At 32.0% G+C, this 21,042-nt stretch carries 14 protein-coding genes; 6 read left to right on the top strand and 8 right to left on the bottom strand.

The genetic code is table 11. From position 1 onward, the window contains the following. Positions 1-2 precede the first annotated feature (2 nt). From DMZ43_RS12090 to hsdR, 7 genes are all read right to left on the bottom strand, one after another. Positions 3-641, bottom strand: a complete 639-nt coding sequence (locus DMZ43_RS12090) for a viroplasmin family protein (protein WP_131508573.1) — start codon at positions 639-641, stop codon at positions 3-5. Between the two features lie 36 nt (positions 642-677). Beyond that, positions 678-2,216: a reverse transcriptase domain-containing protein gene (locus DMZ43_RS12085; protein WP_131508571.1), complete on the bottom strand. Its 1,539-nt coding sequence runs from the start codon at positions 2,214-2,216 to the stop codon at positions 678-680. A 336-nt stretch (positions 2,217-2,552) separates the two neighbouring features. Next, positions 2,553-2,930 carry a hypothetical protein gene (locus DMZ43_RS12080; RefSeq protein ID WP_131508569.1) on the bottom strand — a complete coding sequence of 126 codons (378 nt, stop codon included), beginning with the start codon at positions 2,928-2,930 and terminating at the stop codon, positions 2,553-2,555. A gap of 15 nt (positions 2,931-2,945) precedes the next feature. Next, a complete protein-coding gene (locus tag DMZ43_RS12075; protein ID WP_131508567.1) occupies positions 2,946-4,124 on the bottom strand; it encodes a restriction endonuclease subunit S in 1,179 nt (392 codons plus the stop codon). Further along, the gene (locus DMZ43_RS12070) at positions 4,117-5,658 is read right to left on the bottom strand and encodes a class I SAM-dependent DNA methyltransferase (RefSeq protein ID WP_131508565.1); all 1,542 of its coding nucleotides are present in this window, start codon (positions 5,656-5,658) and stop codon (positions 4,117-4,119) included. The genes DMZ43_RS12075 and DMZ43_RS12070 overlap by 8 nt, the downstream gene beginning before the upstream one ends. Positions 5,659-5,669: 11 nt before the next feature. Then, entirely contained in the window at positions 5,670-6,917 is a 1,248-nt protein-coding gene (locus DMZ43_RS12065; protein ID WP_131508563.1) for a PD-(D/E)XK nuclease family protein, read from the bottom strand. After that, positions 6,918-9,224, bottom strand: coding sequence for an EcoAI/FtnUII family type I restriction enzme subunit R (gene hsdR / locus DMZ43_RS12060; RefSeq protein ID WP_131508561.1), 2,307 nt, complete (start codon positions 9,222-9,224; stop codon positions 6,918-6,920). Between the two features lie 214 nt (positions 9,225-9,438). On the opposite strand from hsdR, the gene DMZ43_RS12055 reads away from it, so the two are divergent. Both DMZ43_RS12055 and DMZ43_RS12050 read left to right on the top strand, forming a co-directional pair. Beyond that, positions 9,439-10,473, top strand: a complete 1,035-nt coding sequence (locus tag DMZ43_RS12055) for a hypothetical protein (protein WP_131508559.1) — start codon at positions 9,439-9,441, stop codon at positions 10,471-10,473. Between the two features lie 4 nt (positions 10,474-10,477). Next, positions 10,478-13,555 (top strand): choice-of-anchor D domain-containing protein, encoded by a 3,078-nt coding sequence (locus tag DMZ43_RS12050; protein ID WP_131508557.1) that lies wholly within the window; start codon positions 10,478-10,480, stop codon positions 13,553-13,555. 3 nt (positions 13,556-13,558) lie between these two features. On the opposite strand, the gene DMZ43_RS12045 is transcribed toward DMZ43_RS12050, so the two are convergent. Next, positions 13,559-14,332: a LexA family transcriptional regulator gene (locus DMZ43_RS12045; protein ID WP_131508555.1), complete on the bottom strand. Its 774-nt coding sequence runs from the start codon at positions 14,330-14,332 to the stop codon at positions 13,559-13,561. A 52-nt stretch (positions 14,333-14,384) separates the two neighbouring features. On the opposite strand from DMZ43_RS12045, the gene dinB reads away from it, so the two are divergent. From dinB to DMZ43_RS12025, 4 genes are all read left to right on the top strand, one after another. After that, positions 14,385-15,599, top strand: coding sequence for a DNA polymerase IV (gene dinB, locus DMZ43_RS12040; protein ID WP_131508553.1), 1,215 nt, complete (start codon positions 14,385-14,387; stop codon positions 15,597-15,599). Beyond that, the gene (locus DMZ43_RS12035) at positions 15,599-18,583 is read left to right on the top strand and encodes a DNA polymerase III subunit alpha (protein ID WP_131508551.1); all 2,985 of its coding nucleotides are present in this window, start codon (positions 15,599-15,601) and stop codon (positions 18,581-18,583) included. Before dinB ends, DMZ43_RS12035 begins: the two co-directional genes overlap by 1 nt. Positions 18,584-18,635: 52 nt before the next feature. Continuing rightward, a complete protein-coding gene (locus DMZ43_RS12030) occupies positions 18,636-19,373 on the top strand; it encodes an SOS response-associated peptidase (RefSeq protein ID WP_131508549.1) in 738 nt (245 codons plus the stop codon). A 448-nt stretch (positions 19,374-19,821) separates the two neighbouring features. Beyond that, positions 19,822-20,946: a T9SS type A sorting domain-containing protein gene (locus tag DMZ43_RS12025; RefSeq protein WP_129761706.1), complete on the top strand. Its 1,125-nt coding sequence runs from the start codon at positions 19,822-19,824 to the stop codon at positions 20,944-20,946. Positions 20,947-21,042 lie beyond the last annotated feature (96 nt).

Raw genomic sequence — 21,042 nt, 5'->3', positions numbered from 1 at the left:
TATTACTTTCTTCCAAAATCAGCAGGAATCTCTCCCCAAGCTTTAGTCTCCCATTTAAGGATTTTATTTTCTATTTTATTTTCCTTCAACCAATTTTCAGCTCTTTCTAAAAGTTCAAATGACTTTTTATTCCTTTCGGTTTTTTCTAGATAACTTCTATGAGTTTTGTCTTTAACCCACCCCATGGCAATTTTACTATCTGTATAAATAGGTCTCCTATCATTAACTTTTTTCATATGAGCTAATGTATGGACAAGGCCTAAAAATTCTCCGATATTATTTGTAGAATCGTAAAGAGGTCCAAAGTGAAAGATTTTCTCTTTTGTTTTCGTATCAACACATTGATATTCTACTATCCCTGGACTACCACTGCAAGCCGCATCTACTGAAACAGTATCTAAATTTGGCTTTCCAATTAAACGCAATTCTTCTGTAGATAATGTCGTTTCAAAAACACTCTTTCCTTTATAATCTTCATACTTTTCTGAGAATGCTTTTTCTGCCAATTCCAAAGTTTTAAATGATTTATATTCTGCACCTTTAAAACCATGAATGGATTTTTTACATTCTTCCCATGATTGTAAAACTCCAGTTTTAAAACCTTTCCATACCACATAATATTTTTTATTTTTTTTACTCATATAAATTTGGGGTTTATATTGTTGAATATTTTTAATTTACTTTTGCTTAATTAATCTACTCTCATGGAATCTCATTAATTTGTGAAATTGATTCCAAAATTTTCTACTTTGTCTCTTAATTATATCTCTACCATCATTTAAAGATCTCATACTATCATTTGCTTTATAGATGTAGCTTAAATAATTGCCCCAATAATATTTTTTTGTCCTTTCATATATGGTCGGATCTGTTTTGGAAGGATGGTAAATGAGCTTTCGTTTGGCACCTCTATGAGTAAATCGCTTGTATAATTTTGGTTTAAAAATCCTCTTATCAGGATTTTTACTGTAAAGCGCTAAAGAAGTAGATTTTTTAAAGGATCGTTTCATAGACCTATAAAACTTTGAAAAGCCTGAATCTTTGATTAGTACTCGTTGTCCATCAAAAATAAAACCTAAATACTCAAGACTCTTGTTATAATTACGTTCCTTAGATTTTTCATCTATTTCATACCCTTTAAAAATTCCATTAATTTCCTCAAATCTATAAACTGTAGTTTTAGATGGATGTATTTCTAATTTTGCTAAGTTTTGAACTTTATCTCTTATGTATTTTATTATTTCGTCTTCATACTTTTGTTCACAGACTATTATTAAGTCATCACTATATCTCTGATAATAACCACCAATAGCCTCAACTTTGTCATATACTTCCTGATCAAAACTCAACATATAGACATTTGCTAAAGTAGCACTAATTGGACTGCCTTGAGGTATTCCCTTTTTATTTTTTCCAGAAATAATAAGGTTTAGATTGTTTTGTATAAATTCTTCTTTAGTACAATATGCTACCGCATTTTTCTCTTTGAAATATTTATTAGATTCTATTTCTATTCTCTTTATTTCTTTTTCCTTATAAGAGTTGGGCACTCCTCTCTCAACTAACATTGACCCTTTGTAACTGTTAAAAAGTTGATCACTTTCAACATAACGTAATTTGGTGAGTGCTTTAAAGACATTGTAATGGTCTTCTGGCAGCGTTTTTAGATTTAAAACTTTGCACCATTGTTTTTTTAAAACTTTGTGATCTAAATTATCGAAGAAAGCCGTAACGTCTGCAACAATTGCAGTTAGCTTTTTTTCTTCATTCTTCTTTATAAATTCAAAAGTACTTTTAGCAAAATCTATATTACATTTATTTTTATCAGAACCTTTAGTGATTGGTATTTTGCGATAAGCGACGATAGATTCATTAAAGTTTTTAGTTGCTATTAATTTTTCATACGCTTCACTAATTAGATGATTGTAATATGAAAAAACTATAGAATCTAAGTGAGATGCGTAGTAAATATGTCTAACTTTTGGTTTATCAATAAAACGCATACGTTCACCTGTCTTTTTATTCCTAACAAGGTTAACCGTATCTGCTCTATACTTGCGTTTTATAATGCATTTATGAATTAAGGGTAGAAAACTATGCTTTTTAACAGATACTGGATTTTCCACATAAGCTTTTATCCATTTATAATCTTTTAATGATAATGGCTCACCAATGTGTGGGTAACGTTTTAATTTAAACCAATCTTCTGTTTCCATAATTTTTAAAATAGGGCCAGATACTAATAGTAGCAGGTTTAGAATGTACATGCCTTTCGAAGCTTTCACTCTATTGAGCTATTGCGACGCTACTCTTTTCAGGTATAGAAATTGTTATCTTTGTAATAACCCTCTTAAACACCTTTACGATGCTTAGAAAATTAATCCTTAGACACAAGTTCAGGAAGCCAACAGTTATGACACTGTTGTCAACCATATCCTCATTTCTCACTTTTCAGGGTGATTATTTGGATATTGGTATCATCCTTCCAATCTAACGTAGATCTTAGAATGTAAAACTGAGTAAAACGTAACATTCCGACCTTCTGGCCCATTTTATTTTATCAAATTATTATTCCATAATGCCAGTACAACATCTAGTTGAGAATTATGAGATTTTCCTTCCAGTTTTAATTTTTCCCATAACTCTCTTGTTGAGTATACTTCATTATTGTTTTCCTTTAAAATCTTTAATGCTTTCAAAGCATATGATTTATTTAATTTTGAACGTGTATAACTCCCTTTCATGATTCCTTTAACCAAACCTTCTTTACATAATCCTAAGAAAGCATCTTTAGGACAACTTTTATTCTGAGAAGAAATGCTATTAAAGTAATTTTTACACGCAGCCTCCCAAGCTTCTTTGGGTGATGAAAATTCTGAAATAGTTCTTACAGCCTCTACAGCTACCGATCCATAATTATTATATTTCATTTTTTCTAATATTATTTACAACTTGCCCTTAAAAGCCTGATCTAACAAACTACTTTTTAAGGCTTTTAAATTTTCTAAATTTTGATTAACTAAATCTTGAGTTTTGTCAATTTTAGGAATAGCAGATTTTATTTTATTAACTATAACTTTTTGCTCTTCTATTGTAGGAATAGCAATTTCATAAGCTTCTAATGCTTTTTTATTAACTCCTGATTGACCTGCAGAACGTTGAGAAATTGAGATAATATAATTTTGAATTTTACCATTCATTAAAAAGTAATACAAATAGTCTTTTAAAATTACTTTTTCATCTGGTATTGCTTTCATTAAAGCAACATTATAAGCACCTTTAATTCCTCTTAATATTTGAAATACTGGTGGACCATAACGACCAATCATAACATCATCTTCTTCACAAAATTTCTTTGTACTATCTTCCTTTATATAAACTAAATGCTTATCGCTTTTGTAGTCCCTAATCTGAATTAGCCTAACATAACCTTCTTTCTGTTTATATGAAAAAGAACTTTTTGGCGGTTGCGAACCACCAACAAATTTCACATATTTTAATAACGGTACAGCTTTATGTTCTTCAGACACCTTATCAAAAATACCATCCAACACGCTACCCATTAAGGCTTGGGTATGTTGTAGGTTGGCTTCTAAAAAACTAATTGCCTGATCTATCTTGGCAAACAAACCATCTAACTTGGTGACGATACGTTGTTGTTCTGGTAATGATTGAGGGTAACTTATTATTATTCTATCAATATGCTTATTATTAATTTGAGGAATAGTACTTTCATCAACAAAATCTGATAAGTCAATAGAATGCATAAAAGAAAAAAGATAATCATCTGAAATAATATCATTTTTAGCTTTCAAACCCATAATATTACTATCATATGAAGCATCTTCAACAAGAATTCTTTTCTTATTGGTTAATATTGCTCCTCCTCTTTTAGGTATCAAAACAGATCCTTTTGGAAAAATTTTGATTCTTGCTTCCTTGGCTATTTCTCTATCAAAAGTCAACTCAGAATCAATCATAATACTTTTATGATTATTCATTTGAGCTACTTTATAAAAAGGAATATCTCCTGAAATATTATTTCCTCTAAATATTTTAGGTAAAGCAATTCCACTATTTATATAGACAACTTCACTTAATTTTTTTTCCTTCCACTTACCCATCAATCAAACTTTCAATTTGGGTTAATAATTGGGCGATTTCGGCATCGTTTTGTTTAATGCTGGTCAATAGCTCTTTTGGGCTTTGGTGTACCACTTCTACTATTTTGTGTGGGTTTTTGGCGCTTAGGTCGTAGTCTTTAATATCTGCGATGTTAATGGTCCAGTCGTTGCAGTCTTCTCGATACAATTCACTCGTGCCTCGCGAATCACTCGAAGTGACGGCTACTTTGGCGTTGGTGTGATTGCGTTTTTCTGGATTATGGAACAGGTCTATAAACTCGGCTAAATGCTCGTAAGCAATGGGCTTGTTTTTGGTGAGTTTGTATGGTGGGTTGACCTCATAATACCAAATATTATTGGTGGCACCTTTACGGTCAAAATACAAGATGTTGGTTTTTACACCACTATAGGGTAAAAACACACCACTTGGTAAACTTACAATGGTATGCACGTTGTAGTTTTCTAACAAGGATTGCTTTACTTTAGTAAAGGCATTATTGGTTTGAAACAAGACGCCTTCTGGCACTACAATAGCAGCACGACCTTCTAGCTTAAGCATTTTCATAAAATGCTGTAAAAACAAAATTTCGGTCGCATTACTCTCTACAGGAAAGTTTTGCTGTATTTGCTTTTTTTCTTTGCCACCAAATGGTGGGTTGGCTAAAATTACATCGTGTCTGTCTTTTTCTTGAAAGTCGCGTATGTTCTGGGTAAGTGTATTGCCTTTAAAAACGTTTGGGCTTTCTATACCGTGTAGGATCATATTCATCATACCCATTACGTAACCCAAACTGGTTTTTTCTTGCCCAAAAAAGGTGTCGTTTTGTAGGGTTTCCCAATCGGCAGCCGAGAGTTGTTCTTTTTTACCGTTAGCGGTTAAATATTCAAACGCTTCTACTAAAAATCCACCAGAACCTACAGCACCATCATAAATGGTATCGCCTACCTTAATATTGGTGGTTTCTACCATCGCTTTGATCACCGCACGAGGTGTGTAAAACTCGCCAGAGTTACCACCATCGCTACCCATGCTTTTTAGTAGGTTTTCGTACACTTGAGAGAGTTCAAACAACTCGTCACTACTTTGAAAATCTAGCGCATCTATAATATCTAATACCTCACGTAGTGTATGACCACTTGCTATTCTATTATCTAGATATTCGAAAATCGCTCCTATTTTATAGGTTAAAGATTTTGGATCGTTAGTTGTGGCTTTAAACGCTTTTAAATACGGAAACAAGGTATCGTTAACAAAATCGATTAAATCGTCTCCTGTTAAGGCGCGTTTGACATCTAGTTTACCATCGTCGTCTTTAGGGCAAGCCCATTGGTGCCAACGTAGGTCTTTACGCAATACGTAATTATAGTCGGTACCTTCTAAAAATCCCTCATCGGCTTTATTGTCTTCGTAATCGTTTAAAAATTTGAGGAACAGAATCCATGAGATTTGCTCGGTATAGTGCATAGCACCGCTAATACCATCGTCACGACGAAGGATGTCTGTTATTCTATCTATGTTGTTTTGTATGCTCATTAAAATTTAATTTAGTTCAGATTTGTTTTCCAGTCTATAACTATATCAACAAAATCCTTTATTTCATCCCACAACTCAACTACCATCTGAAGTCTTTTTTGTTGATTAGCCAAATCTAAAGTATCAGTATGATTAAAATGTTCAAAGTTAATTTGCTTTTTAGGGTATTGATAAACAATCCACGGTGACCTATCATGTCCTAAAACAGAGTGAGTTAAAGATTCACTCAATAATTGTATGTCTGAAGAAGATTTTATATTCCAATCTTTATCATTATTTCTATCTTTCGTAAAATCAACTATAATTCCATAAAATAATCTTTGAGAATTTCTTTCAATATATAAACATATATCTTCATTATTATATTCAAAAAGTTTTATAGCTAAACCATATTCATAATTTCTATTTCTTTCATAATGTATGGCATTATCTAGCTTATCACTACTAAATAAAAACTCTTCAACAATTGGTAATCCTTTTAAGCTATCTGGTATTTGATTGTAAAAATCATTCCAAAACTCCCATTCTGTATGCCATTTCATATGAATCCAATTATCTGCTATATAATGAGCTTGCTTCATATTGTCGCCTTTCCCCAAAAAATTTAATAATGCTTCACGTTCTTTTATGTCATTACTCATAGTTAAATGGTTTAACAGTTGTTTGTATTGCACAATGGTTTCTCTAATTTCAGGTTGTGTAGCACATTCCTTGACACATAAGGACAACCACGGATTTATAAACTTTTTATATGATTTGTTGTAAAGTCTATTATCTTTAATATCATCAGGTAGATTCTCTATACTCTGTTGAGACGGCTCCTTACCATCTAAACTTAAATACACGATATGTATATCTTTAATTTTACTACTATGAACAATATTGTAATATCTAGACAATTGTTCAGGCTGATCACCTGCATTAATTTTATTCTCTATAATTATAGCTTGCGAATTGTTCTGAATCAATAAATCAATGTTGTTTTTTTCGCAGAAAACTTCAACATTTTCCAATCTAAAATCTACACCTAATTGTTGAATGAACAATTTTAAAAAAAGAGCTTTCTTTTTGTGAGATCCTTCAGGTGAGAGTAACTCAAACAAAAATTTAGAGTGCAAACCTACTTCTTCATGCCCATTTCGAATAATAGTGAATATATTGAACTTTTCCCTTTCTCTTAAAGGTGTTTGAGCCTTATTAAATAGTGCTATTTCTTTTAGAAAAAAGTCTAGTTGTGTAAAATCTAATAACGTGTTCATTTATCCAGCTCTATAAATGTTTTCTTGTAGTTTGTAGTATGCTGACAGTAGTGTTTTCATATCTCCGAAAGCCGTTTTAGCATCTTTAGGTGTACCTAATTTTAGTTTAACTAAATCACCGAGCTTATCACGTTGCAACTCCTCAATGCCATACTCTTCATAATGTTTAAGAATAAACTCTAGAAACTCTCTAGCCTCAAGATTTTTATATACTTCAAAGAACTTGGGTTCTCCTTTTACAAATTCTACACGTTGTTTTCGTGTCATTAGATTGGTTTCAAAAGAAATATGAGATAGCACATCAAAAATATCGCAATCTGGTGAAGCAATCATATTTCGTAAGTCGTTTAATTGTTCGTTATCAAAACCTAGCTGACCCAATTGTTTTAAAAGATCAGTACGTGTATCTGGGTTAGACCAAATTTTACGTAAATGCGCTTCGTCTTTATAAATGGCTGGTAACTCACCGATTAGTTTTTCTAAAAACTCACGTGCGGTTAATGGCTTTCCGTTTTCGTCGATATATCGTGTGTCGACATCTGTGACCTTTAATTGTCTACCATTTGACAACTCTATGATTAATTTTTCTTTACGTTCATAAGGTTCTCCAGGTTCCTTAACTTTAGGTTTACGCGGTGGTTTTGGTGTTGGATCACCATCAGGTCCTTCTCCTTCTGGTGCTTCAGGTTCGCCATCCCATTCTGCATCATAAAACAAATTGGTAGCGCCTACAAAATCGATAATGGTAAAAAAGTCTTTGCCATCAAACACACGTGTACCACGACCAATGATTTGTTTAAACTCTACCATAGATCCTATGGGTGCAGTTAACACAATATTGCGCACATTACGCGCATCTACTCCTGTAGTTAGCATCTTGGAAGAGGTTAATATTACAGGTATATCCTTATCATTGTCCTGAAAAGCTTCTAACAATTCTCTACCATGTTTACCTTCGTCACTGGTTACCCTCACACAGTAATTAACATCAGAAACTTCTTTGTGCTTATTAATAAAATCTCTCAAATCTAAAGCATGGTCTTGGTTAGCGCAAAACACAATTGTTTTATCCATTTTTCTGATGTGTTGCAAAATGGTTTTGGCAACTAACTCTATACGCTGTTTTACTGTAATACTTTTATTAAAATCCTTAAGCTCGTAACGGTCTTTTGTAACTTCTCCCTGAACAATTTTACTGTCATTTGTATGTATATACTCGTCAATATTTGTTGTTACACGCTTTACTTTATAAGGCGTTAAAAATCCATCTTGTATACCATCTTTTAGAGAATATTCATAGACTGGTTTCCCAAAATATTTATAGGTATCTACATTGTCCTCTCGTTTAGGTGTAGCCGTTAACCCTAGATGTACTGCTGGTTTAAAATGATCGAGAATAGCACGCCAAGAACCTTCTTCATTGGCACTTCCACGATGGCACTCGTCAATAACGATTAAATCGAAAAAGTCACTAGGATACTCTTTGTAATAGCCTCCAATATCTTCACGTTCTGCAATGGCTTGATAAATAGCAAAGAAGATATATGCATTTGTAGGTACTACTCCATTTCTTTTTCGTACTTCTTCACCATCAATCTTTATAACATCTTTTTCGTAAGGATTAAAGGTGTTAATCGCTTGATCTGCTAATACGTTTCTATCTGCGAGAAAAAGAACTCTCGGACGTCTATCATTACCATCTAAATTCCATTTTGCTTGCAATAATTTATGAACTATTTGAAATGAAATAAATGTTTTGCCTGTACCTGTAGCTAAGGTTAAAAGGATACGTTTTTCACCGTCAGCAATACTTTCCATTACCTTGCTAACCGCAATTTCTTGATAATAACGAGGTGCGAAATTACCAGTAAGTAAAAACGGAATATTATGCAGTTTTTCTTTTAATTCGTTTTTTGCTCCAAAAAGCTTGTTGTATAATTCTTGAGGTGTTGGAAAATTATTAACGTAACCACCTTTACCAGTTCGTCTATCAAACTCATAAATTTGTTTACCATTAGTAGCGTACACAAAATTGATTTTAAGCTTTTCGGCATATTCTAAAGCTTGTTGTAAACCTTTTGTTGGATGATCACCAAGCTTTTTAGCTTCAATAATAGCTAAATTGGTATTATTAAACTTAAGAAGATAATCTAAGAACAAACGTTTACCACGTTTATTCCCTAAAAGCTTTCTTCCATCTGTAAAGTAATACTCTCGGACTATATGCATAGCGTCCCATTGACTTTTTGCAAGTTTAGGATCTATAAAATTAGCTCTAGTATCTGATTCTGATATTGGTTTGGTCATATATAAGCAATAACAATTCGCATACAATCGAAAAAATGTACAAAAAAGGTCAAACGAGAATTAGTTATTAAGGGAGTTTAAATATATGAAATGACTGTTCAATCACAAACATCTAATTGAAATAAATCAAAATTCATCATATTAAACTGAAAGTTAGACGGTTTAATATTTAGAAGTAACGTTTTTTTTATATTTTGTACTAAAATTCGTAATAATGAAAAACTTACTACTCTTTACATTTCTTATATCTATTTTCAATTTAACTGCTCAAGATTTAATCGCTGTTCAAAACGGAAATGATCCCACCTTTTACACTGATTTGAGCGAAGCAATTGAAGGTTCTGTTGCTGGTGACACATTATATATACCAGGTAGAAACTATGTTGTTAACGATACAATAAATAAACCAATACATTTAATAGGTACAGGAATAAACCCAAACTATACTCAAGCAACAGGAATTACAACTGTGGCAAGTTCTTCAATTGTACTTCCTCAACTAGTATTAGGTGAAAATGCAGACGGTGGGTCTATTACTGGTATTTTTTTTACAACTAACTATTACAATGGTAACCCATACAATAATATTACTGTAGAAAGTGGCGCAGATGTTAGTAATTTTTTAATTGATAGATCTTATTTTGGAAGTAATGTTGGTGGTAAATTTTCAAATTCTCTGATAAAACAAAATATTTTTAGACATAGAAATAATTTTAACGCTCAAGACGGTAACAGTCTAATCTCAAACAATATTTTTTGTGACAGAGGAAATACATTTACTAATTGTAAAGTAGCAAACAATATATTTTTAGTAAGTGCGCAATATTACGAAGCAATCGATGCATCAAATAGTATAATCGAAAACAATATTCTTCCAGCCAATTATGCTTTTGATTATTTAAACAATTGTAATATCAGAAATAATGTTAATACTTCTAATGGAGTATCAGGTAGCATTATAAGAAATGGTAATTTTAATGATAGTGCCGATTTAACTACTGTTTTTTCATCATACTCCAGTATAAGTGATGCCGTAAATCAATCAGCAGATTTTCATCTACCTGACAACTCTCCATATAAGAACGGTGGATCAGATGGAAATGATATTGGTATCTATGGTGGTCGCTACCCATGGAAAGATGGCTCGGTACCTTTTAATCCTCATATCGTTTCAAAAAACATATCTGGTACAACAGATGAAAATGGTGATCTACCAATAGAAATCGAGGTTGAAGCACAACAAAACTAGACTTATGAAAATGATAGTTTTTTTAATGTTGGGCTTATTCTCGCTGGTTGGTTTTGCGCAGTCGGATTTAGGGTTTCAATCTTATTTTGCAGGCGCACCTGGAGCCACACATTACAAAGGAGAAGAGCTAGTTTGGGAAATTAATGTTATAAATAATGGAACAAGTTCCGCTTCTGTAGTAGACTTTAAGATTTTCCTATCTGAAGATGAAAATTTAGATCCTTTAGAAGATATAATACTAAAAGAGGGTGAAATTTCTCAAGACCGTTTTACTAATTTAATCGGTCTAGGTGTAGGAGATATAGCTGAAAGAAAAGAATTCTGGGAAGGATATATAAGACTTCCATTGGATATTGAAGCTAACAAAACCTACTATTTTATTTTTTGGATTGAACAAGACATTGATAATGTAGAAACTAATATTTCTAATAATATCGTTACACAATCAGTTTTTGTTGGATTAAAGGATAAACTAGATATTTTTCCTGTGGATATCAACGTATTAGATGATATTCAATGTGTCGCAGATAATTATGAATTAAATGATAGGACACCATTACTTTTGATACATGGTTGGCAACCAGAAGGTGAGGATGTGGAAGGTAACATAAATATTTGGACTAATTTTTTAAGATATTTCGTTTGTGATGAAGATTTGAAAAGTCAATATAAACCATATTATGTTAAGTATAATTCAAACATCGTAACTGTTGATGATTTAGGGCATCAACTAAGAATTGAGCTAGATGACAACTATGTTGAGTTCCATGATAGAGAGATTACAATCATAGCGCATAGTATGGGAGGCTTGGTTTCAAGGTCTTTTTTGAACAGAAATAGGTTAGTTGGACCTTTTTCGAATCAAAAAGGTGGTGAAAGAATAGATAAATTAATAACGTTAGGAACACCTCATCACGGAAGCCCTGTAGCAAATGGTAGTATTGTCTCAGATGTATCATCCTATAATTATGCACTTTTTAATGAATTAATATTTGATTTAAATATTGCTTGGTTAGGGATAAATTATACAATGTATGGTGTTTTTTCAATTCCGACATCAACCAAAGTTAATAGATGGGATTTAAGATGGGATAATTATGATGACTACTTCGATTACGATATATATCCTATTGAGGAAAACACATGGCTAAATGGTGAGAAAATGAATCTAGATACTACTTTTGACAATAAGATTATTGCTTATGCAGGAGGATTATTTGATACAAGAGAGGAAACTAGTATTTCTGATGATTTAATTAGTAAAGGATATTTTAAAATAGAAAAAGCATTTAAAAATTTGGGGCATGTTAATGATGGTGTAGTACCTTTTCTAAGCGCAATATATCAAGGACATCAATTACAAGAGGTTAGGCCTTTTAGTGGATACTACCATGATGAGATAGCAAAGGGGAGATTTGATATGTTGGATGCTAATGGATTGGATTCTCTTCTGTTTAACTTTTTAAAACAAGATTTATTAGACGAAACCATAGATGCACAAGTTATGGTTTCATCTAATGACGTTCAATATCCACAAACCTCTTTAGGAAATTCTTCTCAGCAAACAATAACAATTCAATGCATAGGTGATGTTGCATTAAACATTTCAAGTATTCAATTGTTGGGTTCAGATAATAGTCAGTTCGATTTTACGTTTCCAACAGTTCCGTTTGATATTCAACCTAATCAAACCGAAACCTTTGAGATAGATTTTGCACCAAACTCAATAGGCGAAAAAGAAGTTGTTTTTAGAATCAATAATTCCTCTGTCAATAACCCTCAATTAGATATTCATCTTTCAGGATTAGCAGTAGAAACCGCAGAAACAGATTACAACACCAATACAGACTCAGTCTATGATTTTGGTGATGTTTACATTTATGGAGGTACAGAACTTGTAACATTAACGGTTTCAAATTCTAGTAGTGCGCCTTATACAGTTACAGATATAGACATTACAGGTGATGATGCAAATTTGTTTAGTATTGTGCAACAACCCGAACTGCCAAAATTGTTTAATCCAGGTGATTCAGAAACAGTTATTATAAGTTTTGATCCCGATTCGGTTGGCGAAAAAACAGCAACTATTGAAGCAAGTTTTCAAGACAACTCAATACTAGATACTGCTAATTTAATTGGAAATGGTGTTAGTACAATAGGCAATCCTAATGCGCCAAAGTTAGCATCTTACGAGTATTGGTTTAATAATTATTATTTTACAAGACAAACAACAAGTTTAAACTTTGCGAACTCAATTGAAAATTTAAGTTTTGATGCTTATACCTTTAATTTAAGTAATGGATTAAATACACTACATTTTAGGACTAAGGATGAAGATGGTCAATGGTCTTCTGTACTATCAGAATTTGTTTATGTTCAAAATCAAGAAACAACTGGTACAAGCAATATTTCCGAATATGAATATTGGTTTGATAGTGATTATGCAGGTAAAGTAACAGGGAATGGTAATAATACAAATACTTTGATTTTAAATTTAAATGCTAATGTCGCAGGACTAGATAAAGGATTACATCAATTCCATATGAGATTTAAAGATGACAAAGGTGCTTGGTCATCTATAGTTTCGGAATTTATATATAATAATAATCCTGAAAGTTTAGGTGAAAATAAGATTTCAGCCTACAGATATTGGTTTAATAATGATTTTGACAATAGAGTGTCAGAAATTGTTAGTCCAGAGGTTAACTATATGTTTTTAGAGGATATAAATATTTCTGGCTTACAAAACAATACAATTAACTATATCCATTTTCAATTTAAAGACATTTATGATAATTGGTCCTCTGTTTTAACTGAAGAGTTTTTATTTGAAACGTTGTCTAACGAAGAATTTAATGAAAGTCATTTTAGAATTTTTCCTAATCCTACAAATGGTAAGGTCGATATTGTGACTAGCTATAATACAGGTACATTGAATGTTTACAATAGCTTAGGCAAAACTGTTTTAGAATATAATTATATCCCATCAAAAATTAACTTAGAAAATCTTGATAGTGGGCTATATATATTTGAGATTAAGACAGAGGATAAAGTAATTAAGAAAAAGTTAGTAAAAAGGTAGGTTTTATTTCATAACATTTTCCAAAGCCTTTAACTCAACACCAAGCTCATTAAACATACTAAGAATACTACTAATTTTAAGCTCTTCCTCTGTATATTCTTGCGTATTTATACTACATGTAAATTCCCAAATTTCTAAAACCTCGTCTATAGGCACACTGTAGTCGTTATAGGTTTTGTTATCTGACATCAATAACAATGACCCATTAAAATCTATATTGTTCATTACGCGTTTATACACCATACCATCATTAAGTGTAACCAGTACATAGGTACGTCCTGTCTTAATTTCATTTCTATCTTCTATAAATCTACCTACAACAAAAGCTCCATCTTTCATAGGTAACATAGAATCTCCTTTTATAGGAAAAGCTCTGTGCTTTCCAGTAGGTAAAAAAGGCAACTTTATCTTTTGCAGCTGTTCAATATATTCAGGATCATCATAGCCACTTAAATATCCAGCAGATGCTTTAGCAGGAACAATTTCGATTAAATCATCACTATCAGTATCTACAGTTATAGGGAATAAAACACGTTGATTACCAATTTCAATAAATGATGCATCCTTTGATTTAGTTAAATCATTTTTCAATAGTATGTCTATAGGCAATTTAAAAAAATCGGATAGTTGTATTAAAAACTCTATAGTAGGCGCTGATCTATTTTCCTCATAAGAACCAATCCTAGACCTTGATACGTTTAGATGTTCAGCTAACGCTTCTTGGGTTAACCCTTTTAGCTTTCTAAGATGACGAATATTTTTTGCTACAATTTTCATAATACTACAAATATAAGCAATAATTGCTTTAATATGTAGCTAATTTTGTGTTATGGAAAAGAATATTTTACATCTGGATTTAGATACATTTTTTGTTTCATGTGAGCGTCTTATTGATAGGCGTTTACAAAACAAACCATTATTGGTTGGTGGTACTGGAGACAGAGGAGTTGTAGCTGCTTGCAGTTATGAAACTCGACCTTTTGGTGTTCACTCTGGGATGTCTATGAAAGTTGCTAGAAGATTATGCCCTGAAGCAATAGTTATTAGAGGCAATTCTTCCATTTACACTAAATATTCGCACACAGTAACAGAAATTATAAAGGAGAGTGTTCCTGTATTTGAAAAAGCTAGCGTCGATGAGTTTTATGCAGACCTATCAGGTATGGATAAATTTTATGGCTGCTACAAATACGCCTCTGAGTTACGGAAAAGAATTATTAAGGAATCTGGACTTCCAATATCATTTGGTTTGTCAACAAATAAAATAGTTTCAAAAGTTGCAACTGGAGAAGCAAAACCTAATAATCAATTAAAAATCGATACAGGTTTTGAAAAAGAGTTTCTTGCGCCTTTATCGATTCGAAAGATACCATCTGTTGGAGAAAAGACGTATCAAGTTTTACGTAATCTAGGAGTCGACACAGTGGGTGTTGTACAACAAATGCCTTTAGAAATGATGGTAAGTGCTTTGGGTGTAAATGGAAAAACGATTTGGAAACGCGCACATGGCATTGACAATCCACCTCTAGTACCATTTCATGAACGAAAATCAATATCAACAGAGCGTACTTTCAACAAAGATACAATCGATATTAAAGTATTAAAGACTACAATTTTTGCAATGGCTGAAAATTTAGCCTTTCAATTGAGAAGAGGTAACAAATTAGCTGGCACTATAAGTGTAAAGATTAGATATTCAGATTTCAACACCTACAACAAACAAGTAAAAATACCGTATTCAAGTGCTGATCATATTATAATTCCTAGAGTACTTGAGCTATTTGAAAAACTATACCAGCGTCGCTTATTAATCCGATTAGTTGGTGTTAAAATTAGTGATATAGTAAGTGGTCATTATCAAATCAATCTATTTGATGATACTGAAGAAATGATTAGTCTTTATAATGCCATGGATAAAGTAAGATTACGTTATGGAGAGTTAAGTATAATGAGAGCTTCATCTATGGGAGCTAAAACTATTGGTCGTTTTAATAATCCTTTCAGTGGTGAACCTCCAGTGTTACTGGCACATCGAAAACAATAATGTATTTAAACTGTCACACATATTATTCACTACGTTATGGCACGTTTTCTGAAATTGAACTTTTAGAGCTTGCCAAGGATAACAATGTAGATGCTTTAGCTCTAACAGACATCAATAATACTTCTGCATGTTTAAACTTTATTAGAAAAGCAAAAGAATTTAACATTAAGCCTGTAATAGGAATTGACTTTAGAAACGGTAACGATCAATTATTTGTAGGCATAGCTAAAAACAACGAAGGGTTTAAGGAGTTAAACCAATTTTTATCTTACCATTCTGAAAATGATATAGAATTACCAGATGTACCGACTAAAACACTAGATAATTGTTATTTAGTATATCCTTTTGAAAAAGTCTTACAACTTGAAAAAAATGAGTTCAAACCTAACGAGTTTATTGGTGTTTCGATTGAAGAACTAAAAAAGTTACGCTTCTCAAAGTTGTTAAACCTCAAAAACAAGCTGGTTGTACAACAACAAGTAACTATTAGAAACAAACGAGACTTCAATGCACATCGACTGCTTCGTTCAATTGATAAAAACTGTTTATTAAGTAAGCTAGATAAATCTGAAGAATGTTTAGCAACTGATAAAATGCATCAAAAAGAAAGTTTAGAAGATGCTTTTAAAGATTTTACATTCATATTAAATAATACAAAAAAGATACTTGATAACTGTACAATAGACTTTTCATTTGGCAATGAAAGAGTATCACAAAATTTAAAATTGTATACAGACTCATCTGAAACTGATTTTAAGTTATTAGAGAGCTTATGTTTTAAGAACTTAAACAAACGATATACCGATCCTACAAATGAAGTTTTGAAACGATTAAATACTGAACTTCACACTATCAAAACATTAGGCTTTGTTTCTTTTTTCCTTGTCAACTATGACATTGTTAATTATGCAAAAAGTAAAGGGTATTTTCATGTAGGTCGTGGTAGTGGAGCTAATAGCATTGTAGCCTATATTATAGGCATAACTGATGTTGACCCAATTGAACTCGATCTTTACTTTGAGCGTTTTATAAATCCTTTTAGAGCTTCGCCTCCTGATTTTGACATTGACTTCTCTTGGAAAGATAGAGATGATGTTACTGCATATATTTTCAAGCGTTTTAACCATACAGCTTTGATGGCTACCTACAACACCTTTAAATATCGTGCAGTGGTTAGAGAATTAGGCAAAGTTTTTGGTTTACCTAAAGAAGAAATTGATAAACTTAGTAAAGGAAATTATAGGCAATCCGATTTAGACGAACTATCTCAATTGGTTTTACGTTATGGAAAATTAATAGAGGGATTTCCTAATTACCTTAGTGTACATTCTGCTGGAATAATAATTTTAGATAAGCCAGTACATTATTATTCAGCAACAGATTTACCTCCTAAAGGCTTTCCTACTGTTCAGTTTGATATGATTATTGCTGAAGATGTAGGCATATTTAAGTTTGATATTTTAGGGCAAAGGGGTTTAGCTAAAATAAAAGATGCACTAGAAATTATTAAAACCAATAGACCTGAAGTTAATGATATTGACATTACAAATGTTGAAGCATTTAAGACTGACAAAAACATCAACCAACTTCTAAAAACAGGTGGTGCAATTGGAGCGTACTATGTTGAGTCACCTGCTATGCGAGGTTTAATGCAACAACTCCAAACTGAAGATTACTTGGGCTTAGTGGCAGCTAGTTCTATAATAAGACCAGGTGTATCTGGTTCAGGAATGAAAGACGAATACATTAGACGCCATAGAAACCCTGAAAAACGAAAAGATGCGCATCCAATATTATTACAAATAATGCCAGAGACCTATGGTGTCATGGTTTATCAAGAAGATGTATTGAAGGTTGCCAATCAATTTGCAGACCTCACCCTTGGGGAAGCGGATATATTACGTCGAGGTATGAGTGGAAAATATAGATCGCGAAAAGAGTTTTTAGAAGTAGAACAAAAGTTCATTTCAAATTGTAGAAACAAAGGGTTTGAAGATGACTTAATTTTTGAAGTTTGGAATCAAATTAAAAGTTTTGCTGGTTACGCTTTCGCTAAAGGACACTCAGCATCTTATGCTGTTGAAAGTTATCAAAGTTTGTTTTTGAAGTGCTACTACCCTTTGGAGTTTATGACTGCAGTTTTAAATAATGGCGGTGGATTTTACAGTACAGAACATTATCTACATGAAGCTAAACAACAAGGTGCAAAGATTTGTTTGCCATGCATTAATAGAAGTGACCATCCCAATAGATTAATTGGTAGTTCCATTTATTTAGGGTTTGGGTATTTGAAAAATTTAGAGACCTATACCATACAAAGAATTTTAAGTAATAGACAATTATTTGGCGCTTACAAGTCTCTTGATGATTTTATAGATCGTGTTTCTATTAGCATTGAACAATTAACAATCCTCATACGCATTAATGCATTTAGATTTACAAAAAAACATAAAACTGAATTGTTGTGGCAAGCTATTTTTAAACTAAATGCCCAAGGTTCTAAAACTAAACAAGCTCAGCTATTTAAAATTCAACATAAGAAATTTGAGCTACCTAAATTAAAGACTAATTGGATTGAAGATGCTTATGATGAAATGGAACTACTAGGTTTTCCATTATGCAATTACTTTAATTTAGTTAGTGAAAAAATACATGGTGGTATTACAGCAAGTGAGATGAAAAACCACATTGGTGAAAATGTAATAATATATGGGAGTCTTGTGACTACTAGATTTAATAGAACATCACAAGGTAAATTAATGCGGCTTAGCACATTTATAGATCAAGAAGGCAAATATTTTGACGCTGTACACTTTAGTGATAATGTAGATAAATTTCCTATTAACGGTCTAGGAGTGTACATGTGTTACGGTTCAATTAAAGACCGATTTGGCTTTTATAGCATGGTTGTCGTATCAAGTAAAAAAATGGGTATAATTACCGATCCACGTAACGCATCCTTAAAACATCTTAAATCAATATAGCCATAAACTTCGCCTAATCCATTTGATTTCTTAATTTTAAGAAAAAATAAACATGTGTTTTCATACTAGTACCACTAACAAGGTTAAAAAATTAGAGAAACATTTTAAAGTAAGTGTTGTTGACCCTTCAATGGAATCTTATTTTGACAAACCTACTTATCATCACAATGGTTTTTCACACCCAAACATGCTGGTAATACCACAAGAGCGTTCGGACGTATTAGCTCCTGGGATTTGGGGTATTGTCCCCAGTTATAAAACGAAAGATGACATAAAAGATTACCACAAAGAGGCAGTCCGTTATGGAGGAGGTCTAAACGCCCGATCAGAAAAAGCATTTGATCATTTTATATACAAAAATACCATAATGGAAAAGCGTTGTATAATTCCTGTTTCTGGTTTTTTTGAACCACATGATTATAAAGGAAAAAAATATCCTTTTTATTTCAAAAATAAGGAAGACTATCCTTTAGCATTAGCAGGTCTTTATACAGTTATTGACACATACATAACTTTTACAATTTTAACCAAAGAAGCTTCTCCTCTATTTGCTAAAATTCATAACAAAAAGAAAAGACAACCTTTAATATTGGATGAAAAATTGACCCACAATTGGCTATCTATAGATTTAAGCGAATCTGAAATAGAGGACATACTACAATTTAGTTATCCAGAAGAACAACTTAGTGTTTTTCCTGTAAGTAAAGATTTATTTAGTCCAAAGGTTGATAGTAATAAAAAAGAAATAATTGAAGAGGTCACTTATTCTGAGCTAACAAACCTTGCTTAATTTTTTTAAAAAAATCTAAAAAATTTACTATCTTCACCCTATAAATCAGCGAACACAATCCGAACACGTTTTGAACACGATTCAAAATTTTACAAAAAATTAAAACACTGCAAATCAGACACATAAAAACAAGATTTAGCAATTCATAACCCGGAGGTCTCGAGTTCAAATCTCGATCTCGCTACAAAATGTTAAATCAAAACAAATCAACGGTTTAGTTCACACTAAACCGTTTTTTTATGTGTATTATTTATGAATTAATCTGCTTAAACTTTAATGCACTTTATTTTTTATATGAAAAGGGCACGATTTTAATACTAAAGTATTTAATCAAAAACTATAAATACTGTATAGCTTAAAAATAAGATTTTTACTACATTGCGACTCAAAACGATACCGCTTAAACTTAACACGTTTTAGTTAACATTAAACCAAATTATCAAATCAAATGAAACAAACCTACTTATCTCTTGCCCTATTTTTTTATTTATTCTATGCCAACACTGTTAATGCCCAAACCGATTTAATATACCATGTTGATTCTGGAGAAGGTATATTTACTACTCACTTAGATGGTACTTCAAAAAACTCATTAGTTTCTTACACAGCTAGCTCTTCTTCTTTAGCGCATGATGTTGAATTAGATGTTGCCAACAGCCATATATATGTGCTTGACTTTAATGGCAGAAACTTAATGCGATATGATTTAGATGGTAACAACTCTACACTTATTTACTCCTACTCAACAATACCAAGAGATATGGAATTAGATACCACAAACGGTATAATTTATCATACTGTAAATGGTGAAGTATTCTCAACAAATTTAGTGGGCAACAACAAAAACTCTCTTATAACATATACACCATCAGCTACTAATTTATTGGACGAACTAGAGTTGGATGTCAATAATAATCATATGTATCTTTTAGATGTTAATGGAGATCATTTAACACGATACAATTTAGATGGTAGTAATAGTACTCTTATATATAGCTATACAGGTGGTACACAATACCCTAGTGACTTTACTACAGACCTCGCTAATAATTTAATTTACCACATTAGTAGAGATTTTACCGCTGGAGAAATTTTTACAACAGATCTATTAGGGAACTCAAAAACTGTATTAACGACCTTTACTGCAGGTGCTTCGCTTTTATATGTTGATATTGAGTTAGATGTTGAAAACAACCATATGTATCTACTTTCAACAAACGGAGATTTACTGGATCGTTATAATTTAGATGGTTCTAATAAAACTACAATACAGAGTTATCCTGGTAGTTTCCCTAAAGATATTGTTATTTTTAAAGTTGATTCTACATTATCTTTAAATGACTCTGAAGTTTTTAATGAGACACTCTCTCTTTACCCAAATCCGTCAAGTGATTTTATTCAAATTATGAATATAGAATCGAAGCTTTCTTATACTATTTATAATGCATTAGGTGCAGAAATTGAAAAAGGTAGTATTACCAGTGAAGATCAAATTGATGTTCGAGGATTCGTAAATGGATTGTATTTTATAACATTTGAGAATGGGACAGCGCTTCAGTTTATAAAAAAATAAGACTTCTTTTGTCTTTTAAAGTCGAAAGCCACAACTACACGTTGTGGCTTTTGTTTTTATAGTTGTTTTTAAGAAGTAAGCTCTACAAATGTCCTC

The organism is Meridianimaribacter sp. CL38 (genome assembly GCF_004328055.1).
GTDB classification, from domain to species: domain Bacteria; phylum Bacteroidota; class Bacteroidia; order Flavobacteriales; family Flavobacteriaceae; genus Gaetbulibacter_B; species Gaetbulibacter_B jejuensis.
This window is presented reverse-complemented; position numbering and strand designations above follow the sequence as displayed.

Coding starts and splice junctions, on each gene's coding strand:
- DMZ43_RS12025 (WP_129761706.1), top strand. CDS start 19,822: ATGAAACAAACCTACTTATCTCTTGCCCTATTTTTTTATTTATTCTAT.
- DMZ43_RS12070 (WP_131508565.1), bottom strand. CDS start 5,658: ATGAGCATACAAAACAACATAGATAGAATAACAGACATCCTTCGTCGT.
- DMZ43_RS12065 (WP_131508563.1), bottom strand. CDS start 6,917: ATGAACACGTTATTAGATTTTACACAACTAGACTTTTTTCTAAAAGAA.
- DMZ43_RS12050 (WP_131508557.1), top strand. CDS start 10,478: ATGAAAATGATAGTTTTTTTAATGTTGGGCTTATTCTCGCTGGTTGGT.
- DMZ43_RS12080 (WP_131508569.1), bottom strand. CDS start 2,930: ATGAAATATAATAATTATGGATCGGTAGCTGTAGAGGCTGTAAGAACT.
- DMZ43_RS12090 (WP_131508573.1), bottom strand. CDS start 641: ATGAGTAAAAAAAATAAAAAATATTATGTGGTATGGAAAGGTTTTAAA.
- DMZ43_RS12035 (WP_131508551.1), top strand. CDS start 15,599: ATGTATTTAAACTGTCACACATATTATTCACTACGTTATGGCACGTTT.
- DMZ43_RS12085 (WP_131508571.1), bottom strand. CDS start 2,216: ATGGAAACAGAAGATTGGTTTAAATTAAAACGTTACCCACACATTGGT.
- DMZ43_RS12075 (WP_131508567.1), bottom strand. CDS start 4,124: ATGGGTAAGTGGAAGGAAAAAAAATTAAGTGAAGTTGTCTATATAAAT.
- DMZ43_RS12045 (WP_131508555.1), bottom strand. CDS start 14,332: ATGAAAATTGTAGCAAAAAATATTCGTCATCTTAGAAAGCTAAAAGGG.
- DMZ43_RS12030 (WP_131508549.1), top strand. CDS start 18,636: ATGTGTTTTCATACTAGTACCACTAACAAGGTTAAAAAATTAGAGAAA.
- DMZ43_RS12055 (WP_131508559.1), top strand. CDS start 9,439: ATGAAAAACTTACTACTCTTTACATTTCTTATATCTATTTTCAATTTA.
- dinB (WP_131508553.1), top strand. CDS start 14,385: ATGGAAAAGAATATTTTACATCTGGATTTAGATACATTTTTTGTTTCA.
- hsdR (WP_131508561.1), bottom strand. CDS start 9,224: ATGACCAAACCAATATCAGAATCAGATACTAGAGCTAATTTTATAGAT.